Raw genomic sequence first — 25,930 nt, 5'->3', positions numbered from 1 at the left:
TCAAAGTCGTTTAATCAAATCATTAAATTAGCTTGCGTGTTAACGGCGGAAGTTCCGTCATATTCCAACGCGGGCGCACCTCAATGCTCAAATCCGATTGCTGACCGCTCTTTAAGCGTAAAAATCCGGCGTAGGCAATCATTGCGCCGTTGTCGGTGCAAAATTGCGGTTGCGGATAAAACACCTCTCCGCCGATCTGCTGCATTAATTCGGCTAATCCATGGCGAAGTGCGGTATTGGCACTGACGCCGCCGGCAATCACCAAGCGTTTTAAACCGGTTTGTTGCAGCGCACGGCGGCATTTGATCATCAGGGTATCGACCACCGCTTCTTGAAAGGCAAAGGCAATATCGGCGCGGGTTTGGTCGTCTTGAACGTTATTGTTGATGGTGTTGGCGGCAAAGGTTTTCAAGCCGGAAAAGCTAAAATCCAAGCCCGGACGATCGGTCATCGGGCGCGGAAATTTAAACCGCACTTTGCCGTTTTGCGCCAATTTTGCCAATGCGGCACCGCCGGGATAATCCAAGCCGAGCAGTTTGGCGGTTTTATCGAAAGCCTCGCCGGCGGCATCATCGATTGATTCGCCGAGCAGTTGATATTGCCCTACGCCGTCCACTTGCACCAATTGTGTGTGTCCGCCTGAAACCAGCAGTGCGATAAATGGAAATTCCGGTGGATTATCTTCCAGCATCGGTGCGAGCAGATGGCCTTCCATATGGTGAACTCCCAATGCGGGAACTTGCCAGGCATACGCCAACGAGCGGGCAATAGTCGCTCCCACCAGTAATGCACCGACCAAGCCCGGACCGGCGGTATAAGCCACGCCGTCAATCTCGGCGGCGGTCAGGTTCGCCTCTTGCAAGGCGGCTTGAATCAAGGGGGCGGTTTTGCGGATATGATCACGTGAGGCAAGCTCCGGCACGACGCCGCCGTAATCGGCGTGCAAGGCGATTTGTGAGTATAATTGATTGGCGATAAGCCCCCGTTGCCCGTCATAAATGGCAACACCGGTTTCATCGCAGGAAGTTTCAATACCTAAAATCCGCATGTTTGTTATACCTATGGTTTAATTTCTCTGAATAAACGGCTATTCTACTATGCCGCCATTTCTATGCAACCTTTCTGCGGTTGTCCGGACTTCGCCGGCAAGGTAAGGACGGTAAGAAAGCGGACAAGTTTTTAGCAAAAAGACTAAACTTTGCTTTGACTTTTACCTGTCTTTTGCATTAGAATTGCAAACCTTTATATAGTCCTGTCGCCTTAAGTGCGGCAATTAAGTTAAAATAACAAAGTTCCTTTGAGGTGAATGGCACATGCCTGTAATTAAAGTACGTGAAAACGAATCCTTTGACGTAGCATTACGTCGTTTCAAACGTTCATGCGAAAAAGCCGGTATCTTAGCCGAAGTTCGCAGTCGTGAATTCTATGAAAAGCCAACAACAATCCGTAAACGTGAAAAAGCGTCCGCGCAAAAACGTCACGCTAAAAAATTGGCTCGCGAAAACGCACGTCACACTCGTTTATACTAATTTCAGCTCGTTACCGCACTGCTCGGTGAATAGCTAAAATTCGATAAAACCGTGATTCCTCAGGCTTCACGGTTTTATTACATTAGTCTTCTTCCTTTTTATCGATTTCTGTTTCGTCGCTTAACCGCTAAGCCATAACAACGGAGCAACTGCATTACATGAAAGGATCAATCCCAAGAACGTTTATTGATGATCTGCTGGCACGCACCGATATTGTCGAGCTGATCAATGGTCGGGTAAAGCTGAAAAAAGCCGGACGGGATTATCAAGCCTGTTGTCCTTTTCATCATGAGAAAACGCCTTCTTTTACCGTTAGCCAGAACAAACAGTTTTATCACTGCTTTGGGTGCGGCGCGCATGGCAATGCCATCGGTTTTTTAATGGAATATGACAAACTGGAATTTGTCGAAGCGATCGAAGAATTGGCTGCGCTCCATGGTTTGGACGTGCCGCGCGAACAAAGCAAATTTAATCAGGCGGGCGGTTCGCATTTAAATTATCAAAGCAAACGCGATTTACATCAACTGATGCACGAGATCGCAGTTTTTTATCAACAAAATCTGCAAAGCGATATTCCGGCGCAGACCTATGTGGAAAAGCGCGGTTTGTCCGCCGAGGTGGTGCAGCGTTATCAAATCGGTTTTGTCCCGAACCGCATGGACGCCGTATTAAAGCGCTTTGGCGGCAGTAAAGCCTTGCAACAGCAATTGCTGGACACCGGCATGTTGTCGCAAAATGATCGCGGTAATATTTACGATCGTTTTCGCAACCGTTTAATGTTTCCGATCCGTGATCGTCGTGGGCGGGTAATCGCTTTCGGCGGTCGGGTGTTGGGTGATGAAAAACCGAAATATCTGAATTCGCCGGAAACGGCAATCTATCACAAAGGCAATGAGCTTTATGGCTTATACGAAGCCTTGCAGGACAATGACGAGCCGGAATTTTTATTGGTTGTGGAAGGCTATATGGACGTGGTGGCGCTGGCGCAATTCGGTGTCAATAATGCGGTCGCAGCATTAGGCACGGCAACCACGGCAGAGCAGATCCATCAATTGTTTCGCAGCTGCGAACAGATTATCTGTTGTTATGACGGCGATCGAGCGGGACGCGATGCGGCGTGGCGTGCATTGGAAAATGCCTTACCGCACTTGCATGACGGACGGCAGTTGAAATTTGTCTTTTTGCCTGACGGCGAAGATCCGGATTCCTATATCCGTCAGGTCGGTAAAGCGGAATTTCTGCAGTTTGTCAGCCAAGCCAAAAATTTGAACGAGTTCCTGTTTGAACAGTTGTTGGCGCAGGTTGATTTAAGCAGTAAAGAAGGCAAAGCCAAACTGGCAACGTTGAGCGAGCCGCTGATTCAGCGCATTCCGGGCAAGTTGTTGCGCACCTATCTGGTTGAAATTTTGGGCAGTAAACTGGGGATCCTTGATCCGAATCAGTTACAGCAATTAATGAAAGGCGGCAGCCAAAATAGTGAAAGTGCGGTATCGGCGCAGCCTAAAATTAAACAAACCCCGATGCGGCTGGTGATTGCGCTGTTACTGCAAAATCCGCGTTTGGTGGACAATATCCCTGATCTCGAACCGTTGCGTGCGCTGAACGATCCCGGATTTCAGCTGTTTTATGAGTTGGCGAGTTTGTGTCAAAATCGGGTTGGGCTGACCACCGGACAGATTTTGGAGTATTGGCGCGGAAAAGAAAATAGTAAGCCCCTTGAAATGTTGGCGGTTTGGGATCATCTTATCAGTGATAAAAACGTTGAAAAGACGTTTGCGGATAACTTGGGTTATCTGTATAACCAGTTGATTGAAAAACGAATGGAATCGCTAATTGCCAAAGACCGAAACCAAAGTTTGAGTTTGGAAGAAAAAAAAGAATTAGTAGCATTATTACAGGCAAATAAAGCTGTTGGGTAAACCTACCGGTAAGAATAACGTTGGGTAAGAATACGCAGTTATGGTATAATCCGTGGCTGTATATAATTTGCCTTTTAACCTCAATAATCAATAAGTGCGGATATCAAATTTATGGAGCAAACCTCTAAATCTCAATTAAAATTGCTAATTGCTCAGGGAAAAGAACAGGGTTATTTGACTTTTGCCGAGGTGAACGATCACCTGCCTGAAGAATTGGTCGATGCCGAGCAGATTGAAGATATTATTCAAATGATCAACGACATGGGGATTCAAGTGCTGGAAAGCGCGCCGGATGCCGATGATTTGATGTTGAATGAAAATATCGCCGATGAAGATGCGGTGGAAGAAGCCACGCAGGTATTGTCGAGCGTAGAAGCCGAATTAGGCCGCACCACCGATCCGGTGCGAATGTATATGCGTGAAATGGGCAGCGTGGAACTACTGACCCGTGAAGGCGAAATTGATATTGCCAAACGTATCGAAGAAGGCATTAACGAAGTGCAAAGTGCGGTCGCCGAATATCCGGAAGCGATCACCTCCTTGCTGGAACAGTATGATCAAGTGGAAGCGGGCACGATTCGTTTAACCGATCTGATAACCGGTTTTGTGGACTTGAGTGATATTGTTACCGAAGAAGCGGTGGAATTGGCTGAAAATTTTGATGACGAAGAGAGCGAAAGCGCAGCGGTTGTTGATGATTTGGACGATGAGGAAGAGAGCGAAGAAGCCGATTCCGCTGATGCCGATGATTCGGACAACAGTATCGATCCGGAATTTGCCCGCCAAAAATTTGCCGAATTGAAAGAACAGTACAGTGTCACGCTGGAAGTGATCAGAAAACACGGTCGTACCAGCAAAAAAGCGAAAGAGCACATTGCGGTACTGTCCGATGTGTTCCAACAATTCCGCTTGGTGCCGAAACAGTTTGATAATTTAGTGTTGTTAATGCGCGGTATGTTAAAACGTATCCGCACCGAAGAGCGGTTATTGCGCCGTTTGGTCAACGAATACAGCAAAGTGCCGAGCAGTTACTTCCCGAAAGGGTTTATCGGCCATGAAACCAGCGACGGCTGGTTGGTCAAAGCACTCAGCGCTGGTAAGCCTTGGTCGGAGAAGTTAAAAAGCTATGAGCCTGAAATTCGCACGATCATCAGCAAATTTGAAGTGATCGAGAAAGACAGCAGCCTGTCGGTAGCGCAAATTCGTGAAATCGGCGAACGGATTTCGCAAGGCGAATTAAAAGCCCGTCGCGCCAAAAAAGAGATGGTGGAAGCCAACTTACGTTTGGTGATCTCGATTGCCAAAAAATACACCAATCGCGGTTTGCAATTCTTGGATTTGATTCAAGAAGGCAATATCGGCTTGATGAAAGCGGTGGATAAGTTTGAATATCGTCGCGGTTATAAATTCTCCACTTATGCGACTTGGTGGATTCGTCAGGCGATCACCCGTTCGATCGCTGATCAGGCGCGCACTATTCGTATTCCGGTGCATATGATTGAAACGATTAATAAATTAAATCGCATTTCCCGTCAAATGTTACAGGAAATGGGACGTGATGCCACGCCGGAAGAGTTGGCGGAACGCATGAATATGCCGGAAGATAAAATCCGTAAAGTGTTGAAAATTGCCAAAGAGCCGATCTCAATGGAAACGCCGATCGGGGACGACGACGATTCGCATTTGGGCGACTTTATCGAAGACAGCACCTTAGAGCTGCCGTTGGATTCCGCCACCGCCGAAAGCCTGAAAATGGCGACTCAAGAAGTGTTGGACGGCTTAACGCCGCGTGAAGCCAAAGTGCTGAGAATGCGTTTCGGTATTGACATGAACACTGACCACACGTTGGAAGAAGTGGGTAAACAGTTTGACGTGACCCGTGAACGGATTCGTCAAATCGAAGCCAAGGCGCTGCGCAAACTGCGCCACCCTAGCCGCTCCGAGAACCTGAAGAGCTTCTTAGACGAATAAAGCCGGCTAAAGACGCAAAGAGCGGTTGATCGCAAGATCACCGCTCTTTTTGTTTGACAGCATAAAGTCTGTTTTTTAGTCAACTGATTTGTGCAGCCTAGACTTGATTGCGCTATTCCTCTATAATCTCAGCTCTTTATGCCATCTGCATAAACCATCTTTTAGGCCCCATAGCTCAGTTGGTCAGAGCAGTCGACTCATAATCGATTGGTCACAGGTTCAAGTCCTGTTGGGGCCACCATCAAATTTTATAGTCTAAACGTTACAGTCCGAACGAAAATCCTTTACTATTCCATTTGGTTTCTGACTTTTCAACCGTTCTGGTCTGTTTTTCGGTTGGAGTATCTTTTAAGATTTCCGTGGTTTTGTGCGTAGTTTTATGCATAGTGGTGTTGCGTTGGCTTGTGCCTTGACTGAAAATCTGGCGCTCATATTTCGGAAGTTGTTTCTGCCAAACGGCGGAGCTTGGGGCAGAAATATTGGCGTTCGGTATCTGCGGTTTATGATCGCTGCCGTTTAAGGCAATATTATCGTGTTGCATTGGCTGGCGCGCGGTGTTGCCGCTCATCACTTGCTTGTGATATTCCTCAACGGTTTTCATGTCTTTGGTCGGCATATTATGCTTATGCGCTGTGTGTTGCATCGGGTGGACACAGGCAGCCAGCATAAAGGGTGACAATAAGATCAAATATTTTTTCATGGCTTTTTCCAAATATTTTCTTGTTAGATACGTTTTTAAATACGTTCGGTTTAAATACACTCTTTCAAAATAAAACAAACCGCACTTTTATCGCAAAAGTGCGGTTGTGCAGTACAACTTTAAAGCAGGTCGGCTAATCTACAGTGTTTTCATTTCATCTGCAATAATTTCTGCTTCAGGTCCTAAAATAACTTGTAAAGCATTGTCACCTAATTTCACGTTACCTTTCGAACCCAGCGCTTTCAGCTGTTTCTCGTTGATTTTACTGCGATCAAGCAACACCAAACGTAAACGGGTGATACAAGCATCAATGCTGCTGATATTCTCTTTGCCGCCTAAGGCTGCGACAAATTGCTGCGCTTTTTCCCGTTTGTTGATTGCCGCTTGGCTGGTATTGGCGGTTTGCGCGGCTTCTTCATCTTGCATATCTTCCCGTCCGGGCGTTTTTAATCTGAACATTTTGATACAGGCGGTAAAGATAACATAGTAAATAACCGAGAAGACCAAGCCTTGCAAAATCAGCATATACCAATTTTGCGCCAGCGGATTTTGTGACGACAGCACCATATCGACCAAACCGGCGCTGAAGCCGAAACCGGCAATCCATTGCATGGTGGCGGCGAAGAACACCGAGATACCGGTCAGCAAAGCGTGAACAACATATAACAACGGCGCAACGAACATAAAGGAGAATTCGAGCGGTTCGGTGATGCCGGTGAAGAACGATGCCAAGGCGGCGGCAATCATCAGTGAAGCCACTTTGGTTTTGTTTTCCGGTCTTGCCATGTGGTAAATCGCCAATGCGGCGCCAGGCAAGCCGAACATCATAATCGGGAAGAAACCGGCTTGGTACATACCGGTCACGCCTAGCACCGCGCGGCCTTCCGCCAAAGATTGTGCGCCGCCGAGGAAGTTAGGAATGTCGTTGATACCGGCAACGTCGAACCAGAATACCGAGTTCAGGGCATGGTGCAAACCGATTGGAATCAATAACCGGTTGAAGAAGCCGTAGATACCGGCACCGACTGCGCCCATATCTTTGATGGATTCACCGAAGCCGACCAAGCCGCCGAAAATCACCGGCCAGACGTAAAGCAAAATAAATGATAAGACGATAGCAGCAATGGAAACTAAAATCGGTACCAGGCGTTTACCGCTGAAAAATGCTAGTGCCGCCGGCAGTTCCGTTTTATAGTAGCGGTTGTAGATAGCGGCTGAAATCGCACCGACTAAAATACCGACAAATTGGTTGTTGATTTTGCCGAAAGCGGCGGGAACTTGATCAATTGCGATCCCTTCCAATTGTGCGACCGCACCGGGTGACAGCAGGGTGGTGACAACCATAAATCCGACTAAGCCGGATAAGGCGGCGGAACCGTGCTTGTCTTCTGACATACCGAACGCCACACCGACGGCGAACAGCAATGACATATTATCAATAATGGCGGCGCCGGATTTGATTAGCAATGCGGCCAATTGGCTGTCTGCGCCCCAGCCGTTAGGATCAAGCCAATAGCCGATCCCCATCAAAATGGCGGCTGCCGGTAGTGCCGCGACGGGAACCATTAAGGCTCGTCCGATGCGTTGTAAATAACTCAGGATAGACATAACTCAACCTCTCTCAAGGGTTTAGCGAACAAATGAATGATATATTTTTTATCAAAAAATATCTTTAGGGTAAGGCTCTAATATACTGACTTTTCTGATGGAGCATTGCAAGTTTTTTCTATAAAAAATGTGACTGAAATCAATCTTGATTTTCATTAAAAAAAATGATTAAATTGATCCAGTTTTTATCCACGCTGTATTATTGAAAGGAAAGGAGAAGCAAGATGAGATTAATTCCATTAAAGAGCGCTGCGCAAGTGAGCCGTTGGGCGGCGAATTATATTGTCAAAAAAATTAATGCGTTTCAGCCGACCGCTGAAAAACCGTTTGTGTTGGGGCTGCCGACCGGCAGTACGCCGTTGCAGACCTATAAAGAGCTGATCAAATTATATCAACAAGGCGCGGTCAGTTTTAAAAATGTGGTGACCTTTAACATGGACGAATACGTCGGTTTGCCGCAGGATCACGAACAGAGCTATCATACCTTTATGTGGGAGAACTTTTTTAATCATGTTGACGTGCAGCCGCAAAATGTCAATATTTTGAATGGCAACACCGCCGATCACGACCAAGAGTGCCGTCAATATGAAGAAAAAATCCGCTCTTACGGCAAAATCCACCTGTTTATGGGCGGTGTCGGCAGTGACGGACATATCGCCTTCAACGAGCCGGGATCGTCGTTAAGCTCCAGAACACGGATTAAAACGCTGACCGAAGACACGCTGATCGCCAATTCCCGCTTCTTTGACAATGACCTGAGCAAAGTGCCGAAATATGCGCTGACCATCGGCGTAGCGACTTTATTAGATGCGGAAGAAGTACTGATTTTGGCAACAGGGCATAATAAGGCGTTGGCTTTGCAGGCTGGGGTTGAAGGCTGTGTTAATCACTTATGGACAATCAGTGCGCTGCAAATGCACACCAAAGCGGTTTTGGTCTGTGACGAACCGGCAACGCAGGAGTTAAAAGTGAAAACCGTCAAATATTTCACCAATTTGGAAGCGGCTGAAATTGCCAGTGTAGCCTAAGGGGGCGACTATGCGTTATGCGTTGACCAACGGTGTGGTTTACACCGCCGACAAGGTGCTGTATCAGCATGCGGTGATTGTAAATGACGGCGTGATTGAAGCGGTTGTTCAGCAAGATCAGTTGGAAAGTTCAATTGAACAGATTGATTTGCAAGGTAAAAATCTCAGTGCTGGTTTTATCGATCTGCAACTCAATGGTGCAGGCGGTGTGATGTTCAATTTAGACACTACCGTCGAAACCTTGCACACTATGCAGCAAACCAATATGCGCTACGGCTGCACCAGCTATCTGCCGACTTTTATTACTGCACCGGACGAGGGCATGAAAAGTGCGGTAGCGGTGATGCGCGACTATTTGCAGGACAGCGACAATGCCAATCAGGCGCTGGGGCTGCATTTGGAAGGGCCTTATCTCAGTTTGGAGAAAAAAGGCGTGCACCGTCCGCAATATATCCGCCAGATTTCTCCTGAAATGCTGGAATTTCTGTGTGCCAACGGCGATGTCATCACCAAACTTACTATTGCGGCGGAAAACGAAGCCGCCAATTATGTGCAACGCTTTACCGACAGCGGCATTTTGGTTTCGTTGGGGCACTCCAATGCGGATTATGCGCTGGCAAAACAGCGGATCGCAGAGGGGATCGGCTTTGCCACCCATTTGCATAATGCGATGTCGCCGATCAGTTCGGGGCGCGATATGGGCGTGGTCGGTGCGGTGCTGGATTCGGATATTTACACCGGCATTATCGTGGACGGTTTGCATGTAACGTGGTCGAATATCCGTTTTGCCAAACAGCTCAAAGGCGAAAAACTTGTCGTCGTCACCGATGCAACGGCAGCCGCCGGCGCCGATATCGAATGGTTTGATTTTGTCGGCACCAAAGTGATCGTTAAAGACGGCAAGTGTTATGATGAGAAAACCGGCAGCCTTGGCGGCTCGGCGATCACGATGATTGAATCGGTGCAGAACTTAGTGGAACAGGTTGGTATCGACTTGGCGGAAGCGCTGCGAATGTGTTCGCTTTATCCGGCAAAAGCGATTGGCGTCGACCGCACTTTGGGATCGATTGAAGCTGGAAAAGTGGCGAATTTGACGGTGTTTGATCACCGTTTCCAAGTGTCGGCAACCGCAGTCAACGGCGTATTGCATTATTATAATTAATTGATAATATAATAATTTCTATAATAAGAATGCGCTAAAGTGCGGTATGGAAGGAACTATACCGCACTTTTTACATAGGGAAGAGCTGAAGAACCGCCAATCTGCATGAGCATCGGCGAAAAATGTAAGGGTAAAGATGACAGTGAATAACCAAATGCAAATAGTCAATGTCGATTTTGTGAAGCAGGCGAACGGTGCGCTGGTGTATCGTTTGATTGATCAACACGGCCCGATTTCCCGCATTCAAGTGTCTGAAATGAGCGGCTTGGCGGCGGCCAGTGTGACGAAAATCACCCGCAATTTACTCCGTTTCGGCTTGATCAAAGAGGTCGCCCAGCAGGAATCCACCGGCGGGCGGCGGGCGATTTCCATTGTGGCGGAACGGGAAAAATTTGCCAATTTGCTGATCCGTTTAGGGCGGACCACGGTCACGATTGCGGTTATGGATTTGACCACCCATATTTTGTTCAAACAGAAGTATCAACTGAAAACCGATCAATCGCTGGAAGGATTGGAACGTTATCTCATCACCCTAATTCGGCAAACCTTAAGTTCGCTGCAACGCCCCGATTTACACATTATTGCTTGCGGTATCACCGTGCCCGGATTTGTGGATCAGGATAACAACACGATCCGTTATATGCCGCAATTCAACTTGGAAAAGCCTTGGAAATTGGCTGAAAAGATTCGGCAGCAGGTGAATATTCCGGTTTTTATCGGCCATGATGTCAGGGCATTGGCGTTGGCAGAATTCTATTTCGGTAAAACCCGGGATACCAGCGATTCGATTTTGTTACGCATTCACCGTGGAGTCGCCGCCGGAATCATTTTCAACAAAACGGTGTTGAGCGGCAGTAAAAGCAATCTGGGGGAAATCGGCCACACCCAAGTCGATCCGCTGGGGAAACGTTGCAAGTGCGGTAATTTCGGTTGTCTGGAAACCATTGTCAGCAATCAGGCGATTGAAGATAGCGTGCGCCAATTGTTACAGCAGGGACACCAAAGCGAATGGGTTTCTTTGCAACAGTTTGATTTAGCGGCAATTTGCCATGGCGTAAACCAAGGCGATCCGCTGCTGGTCGAACTGTTTCAAAAGCTCGGCCGCCACATCGGGCAGGTTTTGGCGGTGTGCAGCAATCTGCTGAATCCGGAAAAAATTATTTTATCCGGAGAAATCACCCAAGCGCAAAAGGTTTTGTTTCCGGCAATCGAACGTACATTACGGGCAACGGCGCTACCGCACTTTGTGGAAAATACCATGCTGGAAGCTTCGGAATTGGCGCATGATGATGTTATCGGCGCGTTTGCCCTCATCAAACGGGCGTTATGGAACGGGGAATTGTTGATTCAATTGCTGGACGAGTCGGTGGATTAAATCCATTTGTTCGGGGGATTTTGCAAAAATTCGATTGTAAATTGTGCGGCAAGTGATTAAACTGGTTAATCTGTGTCCGAATAGATAAAAAAAGTGTTTTTTTACTAAAAAACGGTTGACGAGTAGGGCTGATCTTAGCATAATTAGCCCCGCAAAACCGATGAGGTGAACGCAGAAAGTAAATGAATGGCTATGTAGCTCAGTTGGTTAGAGCACAACACTCATAATGTTGGGGTCACAGGTTCGAATCCCGTCATAGCCACCATATTTTCTTGAGCGCGGGAATGGCGAAATTGGTAGACGCACCAGATTTAGGTTCTGGCGCCGCGAGGTGTGTGGGTTCAAGTCCCTCTTCCCGCACCATTCATTTCAAGGTTTGCAAGGTTATAGATGGGGTATCGCCAAGCGGTAAGGCACTGGGTTTTGATCTCAGCATTCCTAGGTTCGAATCCTAGTACCCCAGCCATCAACTGATCTTATATCAAATAACGGAATTTTTGTTTTATTGGGGTATCGCCAAGCGGTAAGGCACTGGGTTTTGATCTCAGCATTCCTAGGTTCGAATCCTAGTACCCCAGCCATTAAACAAAACATTCAATCCAAATTGCGGAAGTGGCGAAATTGGTAGACGCGCTAGGTTCAGGTCTTAGAGCCTTAACGGGTGTGGGGGTTCAAGTCCCCCCTTCCGCACCATTCTTTTCTGATTGTTCTAAAAATTCCACATTTTAATTGTCTTTTCTTTTTGTCGGCTTTCCATTTCGTTAGTTTTTTATTCTCTATTCCTCTGAATGGTTTGATACACTGCGCATTTTATTAAAATACCGCTTGATTAATACATAAAAAAGGTTCAAATTAACCTACATCTATTTTTTGTAGCATATACTTTTTATTTTTAATCAGGTTGGGAAAGAATAATGTGTGAAAAAGAATTCGAGTTAAAACAAAAAGGCAAGCTGGCAAGGCTGACTAACCGCACTTTCAAGTTTGATCAGCGGATCAAAGACGGTTGGTTTTCTGCGGTTTATTTCTTAAAAACGACAAAAATTGTAGCAAATCGTATTCCTAAGCAAACAGTGACGATGCAATTTTTCCAGAAAAATGAAGCTATTGTCTGTGGTATGGACGAGGCGATTGCGCTGCTGCACACCTTTGCCGCGAATCCGCAAAATCTTAAAATCTGGGCGCTGAATGACGGCGATAAGATTTCCCCGTTTGAAACCGTGCTGATGATCGAAGGTTATTATGAAGACTTCGGTTATCTGGAAGGGATTATCGACGGCATTTTGGCGCGCCGCACGTCGGTCGCGACCCATGTGTATAATGTGGTGCAGGCGGCGGGCGAGAAGCAGGTGATTTTTATGGGCGATCGCGACGATCACTATTCGCAGCAGGCCGGTGACGGTTATGCGGCTTATATCGGCGGCATGAGCGCACAGGCAACCTATGCGATGAACGAATGGTGGGGAACCGAAGGTGTCGGTACGATGCCGCATGCCTTGATTCAGCTGTTTAACGGCGATCTGATTCAGGCTTGCGAAGCCTATTTGGCGACCTTTCCGCATGATAATCTGGTGGCGTTGGTCGATTACAATAATAACGTGATCGAAGATTCGTTGAACGTTGCCCGTCACTTTGGGGAAAAATTGTACGGCGTACGGGTTGATACCTCCGCCAATATGGTCGATCAATATTTCCTGAAAAACCAGCATGAATTCGGGCAATACGATTTGCGCGGTACCAATCCGCGTTTGATTAAATTATTACGCCGCCATTTGGACGCCGAAGGATTTCAGCATGTGAAAATTATCGTCAGCGGCGGCTTCGATTCGACAAAAATCAAGTTATTCGAGCAGTTGGGCACGCCGGTCGATTCCTACGGTGTCGGTTCCAATTTATTGAAAGTGAATATCGGTTTCACCGGCGATTGTGTGCGTTTAAACGGCGAAGAACAGGCTAAACAGGGGCGTAAGTATCACTTTAACCCGCGTTTGCACGCGGTGGAATATACGGCGGAGCAGGAGTAAGAGTATGCAGTTACGGCAATATGCGGATTATCTGGTCGAATGGCTGGAACAGCAACGCCAATTTTATGGCGCAAAAGGCTATGTGATCGGGATCAGCGGCGGGATTGACTCGGCAGTGGCGGTACATTTGCTGATGAAAACCGGCGCACCGGTGCAGGGCGTGATTTTGCCGTCGCAAACCACTTCTGCGCAGGATATTCAAGACGCTTATACGGTGGCAGACAATGCCGGCTGTGCGGTGATTGAAGTGCCGATCAGTGAAACGTACCGCACTTTTATGCAAAGTATGCAGCCATTGTTCCGTGACGATGCCGAGCGGCAAAATGTGATTGCCGGCAATGTGCAGGCACGGCTGCGCATGGTTGCCCTCTATGCGGCGGCGCAAAACCGGCAGGCGATTGTGGTCGGCACCGACAATGCGGCGGAATGGCATACCGGCTATTTCACCAAATACGGTGACGGCGGAGTTGATGTGGTGCCGTTGGTGCAGCTGCGCAAAGAGCAGGTTTTTGAGTTGGGGCGTTTGCTAAACGTGCCGCAAGCGGTGCTGGACAAAGCGCCGAGCGCCGGTTTGTGGCAAGGGCAGACCGACGAAGACGAAATGGGGGTGAGCTATGCCGAAATCGACGCTTTCCTGCGTGGTGAAAGCGTTTCGCCACAGGCGCAGCGGCAGATTGATTTCTGGCATAACCGTTCGCACCATAAACGCATGCTGGCACCGGCACCCAAGAAACCGACTGAAGTGTAATCGGTTAGGGCTAAAAGTGCGGTTTTGGACTTTGTCATAACATAATTTGTCATAGCATAAGCAGCATCAAAAAATGCCGTTCAGTTTGCACCGAGCGGCATGTTATTTTGGGTTGTCGAGATGATTGTGGTTATAAACCGGCCTTATAGTCCGTTTGCGCCTGTTCGTAATTTTGAATTACAGCGGCGTTTGGTTTGCCGCTGATTAACGAACCGATCACGATCGCAGCCGAAGACAGCAAGAAGCCCGGAATCATTTCATAAACACCGCTATTTGGCACTAGCTCATTCCAGAAAGTGACGACTAATGCGCCGGTCAGCATACCGGCCATAGCACCGCCGGAATTGGTGCGTTTCCAAAATAAAGAGAATAAAACCAAGGGGCCGAATGCACTGCCGAAGCCTGCCCAAGCGTGTTCGACCAGCTTTAGCACCTGACTTTGCGGATTTTGTGCAATTGCAATCGCAATGATCGCAATGACTAACACCATGGCGCGCCCAAGCCAAACCAGTTCTTTATCGCTGGCATTCGGTTTGATAAAGCCGCGGTAGAAATCTTCGGTAATCGCGCTGGAGGAGATCAATAGCTGGCAACTTAGGGTGCTCATCACCGCAGCAAGGATTGCAGACAGTAAAATACCGGCAATCCATGGATTAAACAAATGGCGCGCCAATTCGATAAAAATCTGCTCGCGGTTGCTGTTGACCGCACTTGCCAGTTCCGGATTGGCATAGAAATAGGCAATTCCGAAAAAACCGACACCGACCGCACCAAGCAGGCAGAAAATCATCCATGACATTCCGATCCGCCGCCCACTGGTCAGCGCGTGTACGTTTTCCGCCGCCATAAAGCGTGCCAAGATGTGCGGTTGTCCGAAATAGCCCAAACCCCACGCCATCAGGCTCAGCAACCCGAGCAGTGACGTACCGCTCCACATATCGGTAAAATTACGGCCTACATCGTCACCGGCGGCGGCCAATACCGCAGGCAATTCATCAATACCGCCAATGGCAAACAGCACCATCACCGGCGTAATAATCAAGGCGAGTACCATTAAGGTCGCTTGCACGGTATCTGTCCAGCTGACCGCCAAGAAGCCGCCGATAAAGGTGTAAATAATCGTGGCCAGCGCACCGTACCAAAGTGCGGTCTGGTAAGGCGTGCCGAACAGATTTTCAAACAGGCGTGCTCCGGCGACGACACCGGCCGAGCAGTAGATGGTGAAGAAAAACAGGATAATCGCCGCAGCGATGATTTTTAACATTTTGTGTTCGGCGCCGAAACGGGCTTGGAAATATTCCGGCAAGGTCAGCGCATTATCGTGGGTTTCGGTAAACACCCGCAGCCGTCCGGCAACGAAGTACCAGTTCAAATAAGCGCCGATAGTCAAGCCGATGGCAATCCAAGCCTCAACCAGACCGGCGGCATAGACCGCACCGGGCAGTCCCATCAATAACCAGCCGGACATATCCGACGCACCGGCGGACATACCGGTGACAAAACCGCCCAAACTGCGGCCGCCAAGAATGTAGTCGGATAAATTATTAGTATAACGGTACGCCAGTACCCCAATCAGCAGCATGCCGATAATATAAATCGTAAACGTAATAATCGTTGGATCGTATCCAAACATAAACAGATCCTATGCAGAATTTTTAAAAAGGGGCAAAGTATAGCATTGATTTGACTTAGACGGTTAGTTTCTCGCGCCAAAAATTGCCGTGCCGATCCGCACTTGGGTTGAACCGCACTTTATCGCCATCGCCATATCGCCGCTCATGCCTAATGACAAGGTGTCGATTTGCTGTTCAGGCAGGGCAAGTTGCAGTTGTCGAAACAGCTGCTGCATTCGGCTGAAAGCCTGTTGTTGCACAGCCGGATCATCGCTGTCTTGCGGAATCGCCATCAAGCCGCGCAGGCGTAAATTGGGCAAGGCGACAATCTTTTCGGCAAGCGGCAGTAATTCGTTCGCTGCAATCCCCGATTTAGAGGTTTCGGCGCTGATATTAATTTGAATCAGCACATTTAACGGCGCAAGTGCGGTCGGGCGTTGTTGGCTGAGGCGAGCGGCGATTTTCAGCCGATCCACGGTTTCGATCCAATCGAAATGTTCCGCCACCAAACGGCTTTTATTGGATTGCAGCGGCCCGATAAAATGCCATTCTAAATTGACGTTTTTTGCTTGAAAATATTGGATTTTTTCTACGCCTTCCTGCACATAATTTTCACCGAATGCCTGTTGTCCGGCTTGAATTGCCTCTTCAATCGCAGCAAGGGACTTGGTTTTGCTCACTGCCAGTAGTTTCACACTGCCCAAAGTGCGGTTTGTTTGTTGGCAGCAATCGGCGATTTGCTGATGAATTTCAGAGAGATTGTGTTGAATGGACATGGCTGAATTGTGCTTGGGGTTAAATAAAAAAGTGCGGTTATTCTAGCGTGGAATGGCGGGGCTGTCTAAATAAGAGTGGTTGTTTAGGCTAAAAATCGCTACGCTATAGTTGATTTATCAGTATTTTTTGTCTTTCTCCAACTTTTTATTGACAATATTAGCGAAATTCTGTATTTCTATCACATCAAAAATTTTGAAAATTTAACCAAATCATGCAAAACAACACTATGACCACCACCATTATGATGATTACCATGCGTAAGTTCGTGGCGGGTTAGTGTTACATAACGAAATCAGAAGAACCCGCACCCATCAAGTGCGGGTTTTTTAATATTTAAAATTAACACGACATTAAATAACAATCAGGAGAACAATTATGCGAGTGCTTAAATTTGGCGGAACGTCGCTGGCGAATCCGGAGCGGTTTTTACAGGCTGCCGGTTTGATCGAACAGGCGCATTTGAACGATCAGGCGGCGGGCGTGCTGTCGGCACCGGCGAAAATCACCAACTATCTGGTGGCGTTGGTGGAAAAAGCCAGTGGCGGCGAAGCCTTTGAGCAAGATTTTAACGAAGCCCTCCATATTTTCTACCGCATCATCGATGGTTTGCACCAAGCCAATCCCAAACTCGACAAAATCACTCTTCTGCAAGTTATTGACAACGAATTCACCCAATTGAAAAGCACGTTAAACGATATCCAGCGCAACCGGCGTTGCCCGGACAGTGTGAATGCGACCATTTTATGTCGTGGTGAAAAGCTGTCGATTGCGATGATGAAAGCTTGGTTTGAGGCTAAAGGCTATCAAGTCACGCAAATCGATCCGGTGGAAAAACTGGTCGCCAAAGGCTCTTATTTGGAATCTTCGGTCAGCATCAGCAAATCCAAGCCGCGTGTCGATGCCGCTTCTATTCCGAAACAAAATATCGTGCTGATGGCGGGTTTTACTGCCGGTAACGAACAAGGCGAGCTGGTATTGTTGGGGCGCAACGGTTCCGATTATTCGGCGGCGGTGCTGGCGGCATGTTTAGATGCCGATTACTGTGAAATTTGGACGGACGTAGACGGTGTTTACACCTGCGATCCGCGTTTGGTGCACGATGCCCGTCTGTTGGACAGCTTGTCCTACCAAGAGGCGATGGAGCTGTCCTATTTCGGGGCGAAAGTGATTCACCCGCGCACCATCGGGCCGCTGGTCAGATGCAGCATTCCTTGCGTGATTAAAAATACCGCCAATCCGGACGCACCGGGCACATATATCAATAACGACGTGAAATCCGACAGTTTGCAGGTGAAAGGGATCACCAATTTGGACAACGTATCGATGTTCAATATTTCCGGGCCGGGTATGCAGGGCATGGTCGGCATGGCGGCGCGCGTGTTCTCTACCATGTCGAAAGCCGGTATTTCGGTAATTTTGATTACTCAGTCTTCATCTGAATACAGTATCAGTTTTTGCGTGCCGAGCAAATCTTCCGTCGTGGCAAAACACGCGTTGGAACAAGAATTTGCCTATGAATTGGAACATAAACAGCTCGAACCGTTGGAGGTCAGCGACAATTTGTCGATTGTGTCCGTTGTCGGCGACGGTATGAAGAAAGCCAAAGGTATCGCTGCGCGTTTCTTTACCGCACTTGCCAAAGCCAACATCAATATTGTGGCGATCGCACAAGGTTCTTCCGAACGTTCGATTTCCACCGTCGTGCCGCAAAATAAATCGGTGCAGGCGGTCAAAGCCACGCACCGTGCGCTGTTTACCCATCATCAAGTGGTTGATGTGTTTGTGGTCGGCACCGGTGGCGTCGGCGGCGAACTGGTTGATCAAATTCAGCGCCAAACCGAGTATCTGGAAAAAAAGAATATCGCAATTCGCGTTTACGGCTTGGCGAATTCCAAGCATTTATTATTGAGTGAACAGCCGCTGAGTTTGAACCGCTGGCGTGAACAATTGGCGCAGGCGGACGGTGAATATTCGGTTGAGCGTTTGGTGAAATTTGTTCAGGATAATAATCTGGTCAATCCTGTGTTAGTGGACTGCACTTCAAATCAGGAAATCGCCAATCAATATGTGAGCTTCTTAAGTGCGGGTTTCCATGTGGTGACGCCGAACAAAAAAGCCAATACTTCCGATGTAGATTACTACTTGCGTTTAAGAGCGGTGGCGGCGCAAAATCAGCGCAAATTTATGTACGATACCAATGTCGGCGCCGGTTTGCCGGTGATCGACAACCTGCAGAAATTGTTGGCGGCAGGGGACGAAGTGTTGCAGTTCGACGGTATTTTGTCTGGTTCACTATCCTTTATTTTCGGCAAACTGGAAGAGGGCTTGAGCCTGTCGCAAGCGACCGCACTTGCCAAAGAAAAAGGCTTCACCGAGCCGGATCCGCGCGATGATCTGTCCGGCAGCGATGTGGCGCGCAAATTGTTGATCATTGCCCGTGAAAACGGCTTGATGTTGGAGCTGAGCGACGTCGAAGTGGAAGGGGTGTTGCCGCAAGGTTTTGCCGAGGGGAAAAACGTGGCGGAGTTTATGGCGCAATTGCCAGAGTTAGATGCGGAATTTACGCAACGTGTCGCTGATGCCACGGCAAAGGGACAAGTATTGCGCTATGTCGGACGGTTAGACCACGGTAAATGTAAAGTGTCGATTGCGGCAGTGGACGGCGATAACCCGTTATACAAAGTAAAAAACGGCGAGAATGCGCTGGCATTTTATACCCGTTATTACAACCCGATTCCGCTGTTGCTGCGCGGCTACGGCGCCGGTAACGATGTGACCGCAGCCGGTATTTTCGCCGATATTCTGCGTACCCTGCAAAACGGAGGCGGCAACTAATGGCTCAAGATATGTTGAGAGTATATGCCCCAGCCTCCAGCGCCAATGTCAGCGTCGGTTTCGACACGCTGGGGGCGGCGATTTCGCCGATTGACGGTTCGTTATTGGGCGATGTGGTGCAGATTGAAGCGATCGCCGACGGATTCGAGCTGGAAAGCGCCGGTTATTTCGTGCGCAAATTGCCGAAAGAGCCGCAGAAAAATATCGTGTATCAAGCCTATGTGTTGTTCAGCGAGCGGTTAAAACTGCGCAACAGCAAAGTGCGGTCACTGCGCTTGACGTTGGAAAAAAATATGCCGATCGGATCAGGCTTGGGCTCCAGCGCCTGCTCGATCGTGGCGGCGTTGGTGGCGTTGAATAAATTTCACCAAGAGCCGTTTTCCAAAATGGAATTGTTGGAAATGATGGGCGAACTGGAAGGAAGGATTTCCGGCTCGATTCACTATGATAACGTTGCGCCGTGCTTTTTGGGCGGCGTGCAGTTGATGGTGCAGTCGCTGGGCAACATCAGTCAAACTCTGCCGTTTTTCGACCAATGGTATTGGGTGCTGGCGTATCCGGGGATTGAGGTTTCTACTGCCGAAGCGCGTGCGATTCTGCCGAAGAGCTACAGCCGTCAGGACGTGATCGATCACGGGCGCTATTTGGGCAGTTTCGTACACGCCTGCCACACCCATCAGGAGAGTCTGGCGGCATTGATGATGAAAGATGTGATCGCCGAGCCGTACCGTGAGCAGCTATTGCCGAATTATGATAATGTCAAACAAGGCTGTCGTGATTTGGGCGCGCTGGCAACCGGCATTTCCGGCTCAGGCCCGACCATTTTTGCGATTGCACCGGATTTAACCACCGCGAGCAAAGTGGCAACCTATTTGGAAAACAATTATTTACAAAATAACGAAGGCTTTGTCCATGTTTGTCAGGTTGATAATCAAGGTGCAAGACTGCTAGACTAATAACATGTTACGGCTTTTTGAACGCGACAAAGTAGGGGCGGATTGTATATCCGCCCGAACCGCACTTTGCATTTTTCCTTTAGTGATTAAGTGCCTATATCGAGCTTCGTATACGGGCGGATATACAATCCGCCCCTGCTTAGCTCATTAATAACTTTGTTAATAATCTGGGCAGATATGCAATCCGTCCCTACATTGCCTCGCTGAACAAGTGAGCACCAAATCATAATTAAAGGATTTTTTAATGAATTTATACAATATCAAGCATCCGGAAGAGCAGGTGAATTTCGCGCAAGCGGTGCGCCAAGGGTTAGGCAAAAACCAAGGGTTGTTCTTCCCAGAAGTGATCCCACAATTAGACAATGTTGAAGCCTTGCTGGAACTGCCGTTGGTGGAACGTAGCCAAGCGATTTTGGCTGCCTTAATCGGCGAAGAATTGCCAAGTGCGGTATTAAATCAAATCATCAGCGATGCGTTCACATTCCCTGCACCGTTGGTTAAGGTGGAAGAAAATATTTATGCGTTGGAGCTGTTTCACGGTCCAACCTTGGCATTTAAAGATTTCGGCGGACGCTTTATGGCACGCACGTTAGCGGCGATTCGCGGCGAAGGCAAAATCACCATTCTGACCGCCACTTCCGGCGATACCGGCGCTGCGGTAGCGCACGCTTTCCACGGGTTAGACAACATTGAAGTGGTGATTCTGTATCCGAAAGGCAAAATCAGCCCGTTGCAAGAAAAATTGTTCTGCACCTTGGGCGGCAATATCAGCACCGTGGCGATTAACGGCGATTTTGACGATTGCCAAGCGTTAGTCAAAAAGGCGTTTGACGATCAAGCATTGCGTGAGGCAATCGGTTTGAATTCCGCCAACTCGATCAACATCAGCCGTTTATTGGCGCAGGTGTGCTATTACTTTGAAGCGGTGGCGCAACTGCAGCAAGAAAAACGTGATAACGTGGTGGTTTCCGTGCCGAGCGGCAATTTCGGTAACTTGACCGCCGGATTAATTGCCAAATGGTTGGGCTTGCCGATTAAACGCTTTATCGCCTCGACCAACGCCAACGACACCGTGCCGCGTTACTTAAAGAGCGGTCAGTGGCAGCCGAACGCCACCGTCGCCACCTTATCCAATGCGATGGACGTGAGCCGCCCGAACAATTGGCCGCGGGTGGAAGAGATTTTCAAACGCAACAACTGGCATTTAAACGAGCTGCACTCATTTGCCCGCAGCGATGCCGAAACCGAAACTGCACTTCAAGCCATGCAAGCCAAAGGCTACCTGTGCGAACCGCACGGCGCGATTGCTTACGATACCTTAAGTGCGGATCTGCAAGCCGGTGAAACCGGTATCTTCCTCTGCACCGCCCACCCTGCGAAATTCAAAGAGAGTGTTGATCGGATTCTGAATTTGGATCTGCCGTTACCGCCAGCGTTGGACAAACACAACAAATTGCCGCTGTTGTCCGATGAAATGGATAACGATTTCAGTTTGTTGAGAGCATATTTGTTGAAAAAATAGGTTGAAACCATTTAACGAAAAGCGAGCCGAAAGGTTCGCTTTTGTTTTATCCGATAACGACTTGTACGGAAAGTGCGGTTTGCAACCGCACTTTTGCCGTTAAAGCCAAAAAATCCTTGATCTAGCCCAAAGAATTCAAATAAAGTGGTGGCAGACAAACACAGAGGGTGTAATATGTAACAATTTAATAACAATAGATGCGGCGAATGTCTGTTGTTAGCCAAGCGCGATTTACTCTACTTACTCACTATCACAATGACGAGGTGTAATGATGTCAGATTTCTTAACCCATTATCGAGCTCACGTTGCGGAACGGCAACAACAAGGCGTGGTTGCCAAGCCGTTGGATGCCGAGCAAACCGCACAGCTAGTCGAATTACTAAAAAAACCAGTGAATGGCGAAGAAGATTTTCTGGTGGAATTATTTGAAAACCGTGTGCCTGCCGGTGTTGATGAAGCGGCATATGTGAAAGCCTCATTTTTGTCGGCGTTGGTCGGCGGCGATGTCAGTTCGCCGCTGATTTCCGCGGAAAGAGCGGTTGAGTTGTTGGGGACGATGCAGGGCGGTTACAATATCGAGCCGTTGCTCAAAGCGCTGGATAATGAAAAGCTGGCGCCGTTGGCGGCGACCGCACTTTCGTTCACGTTATTGATGTTTGACAATTTCCACGATGTGGTTGAAAAAGCCAATGCAGGTAACGTTTACGCCAAACAAATCCTGCAATCTTGGGCGGACGCCGAATGGTATTTATCACGCCCGAAATTAGCCGAAAAAATCACCGTTACCGTGTTTAAAGTCACCGGCGAAACCAACACTGATGATCTTTCTCCGGCGCAAGATGCGTGGTCACGCCCGGATATTCCGCTGCACGCGTTATCCATGCTGAAAAATGAACGCGAAGGTATTCAGCCTGATGAAGCCGGTGTTATCGGCCCGATTAAACAAATCGAGGCGTTGAAACAAAAAGGCTTTCCGCTGGCTTATGTCGGCGATGTGGTCGGCACCGGATCGTCACGCAAATCGGCAACCAATTCGGTGTTATGGTTTATGGGCGATGATATTCCGTTTGTGCCGAATAAACGAGCCGGCGGTGTGGTGTTGGGCAGCAAAATCGCACCGATTTTCTTTAATACCTTAGAAGATGCCGGTGCGCTGCCGATTGAGGTTGATGTCAATAATCTGGAAATGGGCGATGTGATCGACATTTATCCGTATCAAGGCAAAATCTGCAAGCACGGCAGCGATCAGGTGTTGGCGGAATTCAGCTTAAAAACCAATGTGTTATTGGACGAAGTGCGTGCCGGCGGACGGATTCCGCTGATTATCGGACGGGGCTTGACCCATAAGGCGCGCTGTGAACTGGGCTTACCGGAAAATGACGTGTTTGCCAAACCGAAAGCCACCGAACAGAGCGATAAAGGTTTTACGCTGGCGCAAAAAATGGTCGGTCGTGCCTGCGGCGTCGAGGGTATCCGTCCGGGACAATATTGCGAACCGCGAATGACATCGGTCGGCTCGCAGGACACCACCGGTCCGATGACTCGCGACGAATTGAAAGATTTGGCCTGTTTGGGTTTCTCAACCGATCTGGTGATGCAATCGTTCTGCCATACCGCCGCTTACCCGAAACCGGTTGATGTCACCACACACCACACGTTGCCTGACTTTATTATGAATCGCGGCGGCGTTTCACTGCGCCCGGGTGACGGTATTATCCACTCGTGGTTAAACCGGATGTTGCTGCCGGATACCGTTGGTACGGGCGGCGATTCGCATACCCGTTTCCCGATAGGAATTTCGTTCCCCGCAGGCTCGGGTTTGGTAGCGTTTGCGGCGGCAACCGGCGTAATGCCGTTGGATATGCCGGAGTCGGTGTTGGTGCGTTTCAGCGGCACAATGCAGCCGGGCATTACCCTGCGCGATTTGGTGCATGCGATTCCGTATTATGCGATTCAGCAAGGCTTGCTGACGGTGGAGAAAAAAGGGAAGAAAAATATTTTCTCAGGCCGTATTTTAGAGATCGAAGGCTTGGAAAATCTGAAAATCGAGCAGGCGTTCGAATTGTCAGACGCGTCGGCGGAGCGCTCGGCGGCGGCTTGTACGATTAAATTGGATAAAGAACCGATTATCGAATACCTCAATTCCAATATCACCCTGTTGAAATGGATGATTGCCGAAGGTTACGGTGATGTCCGTACGATTGAGCGCCGGATTAAAGGAATGCAGGCGTGGTTGGCAAATCCGCAATTAATGGAAGCTGATGCCGATGCGGAATATGCGGCGGTGATTGAAATCAATCTGGACGAGATCAAAGAACCGATTCTGTGTGCGCCGAACGATCCTGATGATGCGCGCAAACTGTCCGAAGTCGCAGGCGATAAAATCGACGAGGTCTTTATCGGCTCTTGCATGACCAACATCGGGCATTTCCGTGCCGCCGGAAAATTACTGGATAAATTCAAAGAGGTGATTCCGACCCGTTTATGGATTGCCCCGCCGACCAAAATGGACGCCGCTTTGCTGACCGAAGAGGGCTACTACAGCATTTTCGGCAAGAGCGGTGCCAGAATGGAAATGCCGGGTTGCTCGCTGTGTATGGGTAATCAGGCACGGGTGGCAAGCGGTGCAACGGTGGTTTCGACCTCGACGCGTAATTTCCCGAACCGTCTGGGACAGGGCGCGAATGTTTATCTGGCGTCTGCCGAACTGGCGGCGATTGCCGCGCTGCTCGGACGGTTGCCGAGCGTAGCCGAATATTTGGATTATGCGGCGGATTTGCAGGTGGATAAAGACGACACTTACCGCTATATGAACTTTGACCAAATCAACAGCTATGTAAAAAAAGCCGATGAGGTTATTTTTCAAACGGCAGTATAAAAATCCGATTTAATCTGTATAATTCACCAATCCCCTGAGCGTTGACCATGTCAGGGGATTTTCTTTGCTTATTTTTTTAATACGATGGGAATAGCATTATGCCGCCACGTTACCTTATTATTTTCGGAATTGTTTTTCTGACCGCACAACTGTTTATCTATGCGGTCAATCGCGGCCTGAAATGGCAGCTCAAGCCTTATCTAGGCAAAAAGTGCGGTTTAGCGATGAGTTTAGGTTTATGGATTGTTCCGAATGTGCTCATGCTGCTGACCATGAGCCGGATTTTTCCGTTATACCGCCTCAACGCCTTTATTCTGTTTGTGCTGGCGTATGCCTTTATGATCACCGTTGGCTTATGGATTGTGCGTTTATCACTCCGCAAATTTGTGAGCGAAGTGCGGTTAGCCGCTGCCGTCCGCCTTACCGCGCCGTTGATGTTGGCGGCGGTAGTCGGTTTGGGACTTTACAACGCCTACACGCCTTATGTGAAACATTACGCGATCCAAAGCGAGAAATTGCAGGGCAGTTTGCGTATCGGCTTGGTCAGCGATCTGCATTTAGGAGAATGGTTCGGCGCTAAACAGCTGGATAAGCTGGCGACGGTGTTACAACAGCAACAGGTGGATATTATCCTGCTGCCGGGCGATATTATGGACGATAATGTCGAATCGTACCTCGCGGATAATATGCAACCGCATTTGCAAGCGATTAAAGCGCCGCTGGGGGTATATGCCACGCTCGGCAACCACGATTTTTTTGGCGCACAGCAACAGATTTATCAAGAGCTGGTAAAAGCCGGCATAACGGTGCTGGCTGATGAAGCGGTGCTGATTGATAACCGTTTTGTGGTGGTCGGGCGCAATGATCGCTTGGATAAACAACGTTTGCCGTTGGACAAATTGCTGGCGCAGTTGCCTGACGATAACCGTTTTCGTATTTTGCTGGATCACCGACCCGATGAAATTTTAGAAAACGCAGCGTTGCCGCTTGATCTGCAAGTGTCCGGTCATGCACATAAAGGGCAAATTTTTCCGGCGAATTTGATTACGGGACTGCTTTATCCGCTGGATCACGGCTACTTAAATCTGAACGAGCACCACTTTTTTGTCACCTCCGGCTACGGCTTCTGGGGAATCCCGTTCCGTATCGGATCGCAATCGGAAGTGATGATTATTGATATTAACCGTTAGCTCAAACCGCGCTTAGCTCAAACCGCACTTTTGAGGTTGACGGGAATTGGATAAATAAAAAGAGCGGCATCAAACCGCTCTTTGTCTATTGTGGC

18 protein-coding genes and 6 tRNA genes are annotated in these 25,930 nt (G+C 48.6%); 19 read left to right on the top strand and 5 right to left on the bottom strand.

All coding sequences use genetic code 11. From position 1 onward, the window contains the following. Positions 1 to 22: 22 nt before the first annotated feature. A complete protein-coding gene (tsaD, locus tag B8880_RS11525) occupies positions 23 to 1,048 on the bottom strand; it encodes a tRNA (adenosine(37)-N6)-threonylcarbamoyltransferase complex transferase subunit TsaD (protein WP_084257737.1) in 1,026 nt (341 codons plus the stop codon). Between the two features lie 265 nt (positions 1,049 to 1,313). Here tsaD and rpsU point away from each other — a divergent pair, with 265 nt between their 5' ends. From rpsU to B8880_RS11505, 4 genes are all read left to right on the top strand, one after another. After that, complete coding sequence (rpsU, locus tag B8880_RS11520) at positions 1,314 to 1,529, top strand: 30S ribosomal protein S21 (RefSeq protein WP_034614227.1); 216 nt, start codon at positions 1,314 to 1,316, stop codon at positions 1,527 to 1,529. A 158-nt stretch (positions 1,530 to 1,687) separates the two neighbouring features. After that, positions 1,688 to 3,448: a DNA primase gene (gene dnaG, locus B8880_RS11515; RefSeq protein ID WP_084257736.1), complete on the top strand. Its 1,761-nt coding sequence runs from the start codon at positions 1,688 to 1,690 to the stop codon at positions 3,446 to 3,448. Between the two features lie 111 nt (positions 3,449 to 3,559). Beyond that, entirely contained in the window at positions 3,560 to 5,419 is a 1,860-nt protein-coding gene (gene rpoD / locus B8880_RS11510) for an RNA polymerase sigma factor RpoD (RefSeq protein WP_084257735.1), read from the top strand. 164 nt (positions 5,420 to 5,583) lie between these two features. Next, positions 5,584 to 5,660 (top strand) — tRNA-Ile (locus B8880_RS11505). 21 nt (positions 5,661 to 5,681) lie between these two features. Here the strand turns inward: B8880_RS11505 and B8880_RS11500 are convergent. Both B8880_RS11500 and nagE read right to left on the bottom strand, forming a co-directional pair. Continuing rightward, complete coding sequence (locus tag B8880_RS11500; RefSeq protein WP_084257734.1) at positions 5,682 to 6,119, bottom strand: hypothetical protein; 438 nt, start codon at positions 6,117 to 6,119, stop codon at positions 5,682 to 5,684. Positions 6,120 to 6,257: 138 nt separating this feature from the next. Beyond that, positions 6,258 to 7,727 carry an N-acetylglucosamine-specific PTS transporter subunit IIBC gene (gene nagE, locus B8880_RS11495; protein WP_084257733.1) on the bottom strand — a complete coding sequence of 490 codons (1,470 nt, stop codon included), beginning with the start codon at positions 7,725 to 7,727 and terminating at the stop codon, positions 6,258 to 6,260. Positions 7,728 to 7,951: 224 nt separating this feature from the next. Between nagE and nagB the strand changes: the two genes are divergently transcribed. The 10 genes from nagB (at position 7,952) to nadE (ending at position 14,064) form a co-directional block, all read left to right on the top strand. After that, entirely contained in the window at positions 7,952 to 8,755 is an 804-nt protein-coding gene (gene nagB, locus B8880_RS11490) for a glucosamine-6-phosphate deaminase (RefSeq protein WP_084257732.1), read from the top strand. 10 nt (positions 8,756 to 8,765) lie between these two features. Continuing rightward, positions 8,766 to 9,917 carry an N-acetylglucosamine-6-phosphate deacetylase gene (nagA, locus tag B8880_RS11485; RefSeq protein WP_084257731.1) on the top strand — a complete coding sequence of 384 codons (1,152 nt, stop codon included), beginning with the start codon at positions 8,766 to 8,768 and terminating at the stop codon, positions 9,915 to 9,917. A gap of 142 nt (positions 9,918 to 10,059) precedes the next feature. Next, entirely contained in the window at positions 10,060 to 11,292 is a 1,233-nt protein-coding gene (locus B8880_RS11480) for an ROK family protein (RefSeq protein ID WP_418889022.1), read from the top strand. Between the two features lie 188 nt (positions 11,293 to 11,480). Next, a tRNA-Met gene (locus tag B8880_RS11475) sits at positions 11,481 to 11,557 on the top strand. Between the two features lie 13 nt (positions 11,558 to 11,570). After that, positions 11,571 to 11,655: transfer RNA gene (locus B8880_RS11470), tRNA-Leu, on the top strand. Positions 11,656 to 11,683: 28 nt separating this feature from the next. Then, a tRNA-Gln gene (locus B8880_RS11465) sits at positions 11,684 to 11,758 on the top strand. 40 nt (positions 11,759 to 11,798) lie between these two features. Beyond that, positions 11,799 to 11,873 (top strand) — tRNA-Gln (locus tag B8880_RS11460). Positions 11,874 to 11,898: 25 nt separating this feature from the next. Continuing rightward, positions 11,899 to 11,985 (top strand) — tRNA-Leu (locus tag B8880_RS11455). Positions 11,986 to 12,206: 221 nt separating this feature from the next. Then, the gene (locus B8880_RS11450; protein ID WP_084257729.1) at positions 12,207 to 13,316 is read left to right on the top strand and encodes a nicotinate phosphoribosyltransferase; all 1,110 of its coding nucleotides are present in this window, start codon (positions 12,207 to 12,209) and stop codon (positions 13,314 to 13,316) included. A 4-nt stretch (positions 13,317 to 13,320) separates the two neighbouring features. Beyond that, positions 13,321 to 14,064 carry an NAD(+) synthase gene (nadE, locus tag B8880_RS11445; protein WP_084257728.1) on the top strand — a complete coding sequence of 248 codons (744 nt, stop codon included), beginning with the start codon at positions 13,321 to 13,323 and terminating at the stop codon, positions 14,062 to 14,064. 130 nt (positions 14,065 to 14,194) lie between these two features. Here the strand turns inward: nadE and putP are convergent, their stop codons facing one another. Next, complete coding sequence (gene putP, locus B8880_RS11440; RefSeq protein ID WP_084257727.1) at positions 14,195 to 15,697, bottom strand: sodium/proline symporter PutP; 1,503 nt, start codon at positions 15,695 to 15,697, stop codon at positions 14,195 to 14,197. Positions 15,698 to 15,760: 63 nt separating this feature from the next. Continuing rightward, positions 15,761 to 16,453, bottom strand: a complete 693-nt coding sequence (locus tag B8880_RS11435; protein ID WP_084257726.1) for a YggS family pyridoxal phosphate-dependent enzyme — start codon at positions 16,451 to 16,453, stop codon at positions 15,761 to 15,763. 376 nt (positions 16,454 to 16,829) lie between these two features. Here B8880_RS11435 and thrA point away from each other — a divergent pair, with 376 nt between their 5' ends. The 5 genes from thrA to B8880_RS11410 all read left to right on the top strand — a co-directional run bounded on the left by thrA (position 16,830) and on the right by B8880_RS11410 (position 25,835). Continuing rightward, complete coding sequence (thrA, locus tag B8880_RS11430; RefSeq protein ID WP_084257725.1) at positions 16,830 to 19,289, top strand: bifunctional aspartate kinase/homoserine dehydrogenase I; 2,460 nt, start codon at positions 16,830 to 16,832, stop codon at positions 19,287 to 19,289. Positions 19,290 to 19,300: 11 nt separating this feature from the next. Beyond that, a complete protein-coding gene (gene thrB / locus B8880_RS11425) occupies positions 19,301 to 20,245 on the top strand; it encodes a homoserine kinase (RefSeq protein ID WP_084257803.1) in 945 nt (314 codons plus the stop codon). 244 nt (positions 20,246 to 20,489) lie between these two features. Beyond that, positions 20,490 to 21,767: a threonine synthase gene (gene thrC / locus B8880_RS11420; RefSeq protein WP_084257724.1), complete on the top strand. Its 1,278-nt coding sequence runs from the start codon at positions 20,490 to 20,492 to the stop codon at positions 21,765 to 21,767. Positions 21,768 to 22,038: 271 nt separating this feature from the next. Beyond that, positions 22,039 to 24,645, top strand: a complete 2,607-nt coding sequence (gene acnB, locus B8880_RS11415; protein WP_084257723.1) for a bifunctional aconitate hydratase 2/2-methylisocitrate dehydratase — start codon at positions 22,039 to 22,041, stop codon at positions 24,643 to 24,645. Positions 24,646 to 24,743: 98 nt separating this feature from the next. Next, entirely contained in the window at positions 24,744 to 25,835 is a 1,092-nt protein-coding gene (locus B8880_RS11410; protein ID WP_084257722.1) for a metallophosphoesterase, read from the top strand. Positions 25,836 to 25,930: the final 95 nt, after the last annotated feature.

The organism is Pasteurella testudinis DSM 23072 (assembly GCF_900176075.1).
Classification (GTDB): domain Bacteria; phylum Pseudomonadota; class Gammaproteobacteria; order Enterobacterales; family Pasteurellaceae; genus Chelonobacter; species Chelonobacter testudinis.
This window is presented reverse-complemented; position numbering and strand designations above follow the sequence as displayed.

Bases quoted from the DNA above. Each gene is read 5' to 3' on its own strand.
- B8880_RS11410 (WP_084257722.1), top strand. From the start codon at position 24,744: ATGCCGCCACGTTACCTTATTATTTTCGGAATTGTTTTTCTGACCGCA.
- tsaD (WP_084257737.1), bottom strand. From the start codon at position 1,048: ATGCGGATTTTAGGTATTGAAACTTCCTGCGATGAAACCGGTGTTGCC.
- B8880_RS11500 (WP_084257734.1), bottom strand. From the start codon at position 6,119: ATGAAAAAATATTTGATCTTATTGTCACCCTTTATGCTGGCTGCCTGT.
- dnaG (WP_084257736.1), top strand. From the start codon at position 1,688: ATGAAAGGATCAATCCCAAGAACGTTTATTGATGATCTGCTGGCACGC.
- thrA (WP_084257725.1), top strand. From the start codon at position 16,830: ATGCGAGTGCTTAAATTTGGCGGAACGTCGCTGGCGAATCCGGAGCGG.
- nagE (WP_084257733.1), bottom strand. From the start codon at position 7,727: ATGTCTATCCTGAGTTATTTACAACGCATCGGACGAGCCTTAATGGTT.
- acnB (WP_084257723.1), top strand. From the start codon at position 22,039: ATGTCAGATTTCTTAACCCATTATCGAGCTCACGTTGCGGAACGGCAA.
- rpsU (WP_034614227.1), top strand. From the start codon at position 1,314: ATGCCTGTAATTAAAGTACGTGAAAACGAATCCTTTGACGTAGCATTA.
- thrC (WP_084257724.1), top strand. From the start codon at position 20,490: ATGAATTTATACAATATCAAGCATCCGGAAGAGCAGGTGAATTTCGCG.
- putP (WP_084257727.1), bottom strand. From the start codon at position 15,697: ATGTTTGGATACGATCCAACGATTATTACGTTTACGATTTATATTATC.
- rpoD (WP_084257735.1), top strand. From the start codon at position 3,560: ATGGAGCAAACCTCTAAATCTCAATTAAAATTGCTAATTGCTCAGGGA.
- nadE (WP_084257728.1), top strand. From the start codon at position 13,321: ATGCAGTTACGGCAATATGCGGATTATCTGGTCGAATGGCTGGAACAG.
- thrB (WP_084257803.1), top strand. From the start codon at position 19,301: ATGTTGAGAGTATATGCCCCAGCCTCCAGCGCCAATGTCAGCGTCGGT.
- nagB (WP_084257732.1), top strand. From the start codon at position 7,952: ATGAGATTAATTCCATTAAAGAGCGCTGCGCAAGTGAGCCGTTGGGCG.
- nagA (WP_084257731.1), top strand. From the start codon at position 8,766: ATGCGTTATGCGTTGACCAACGGTGTGGTTTACACCGCCGACAAGGTG.
- B8880_RS11450 (WP_084257729.1), top strand. From the start codon at position 12,207: ATGTGTGAAAAAGAATTCGAGTTAAAACAAAAAGGCAAGCTGGCAAGG.
- B8880_RS11435 (WP_084257726.1), bottom strand. From the start codon at position 16,453: ATGTCCATTCAACACAATCTCTCTGAAATTCATCAGCAAATCGCCGAT.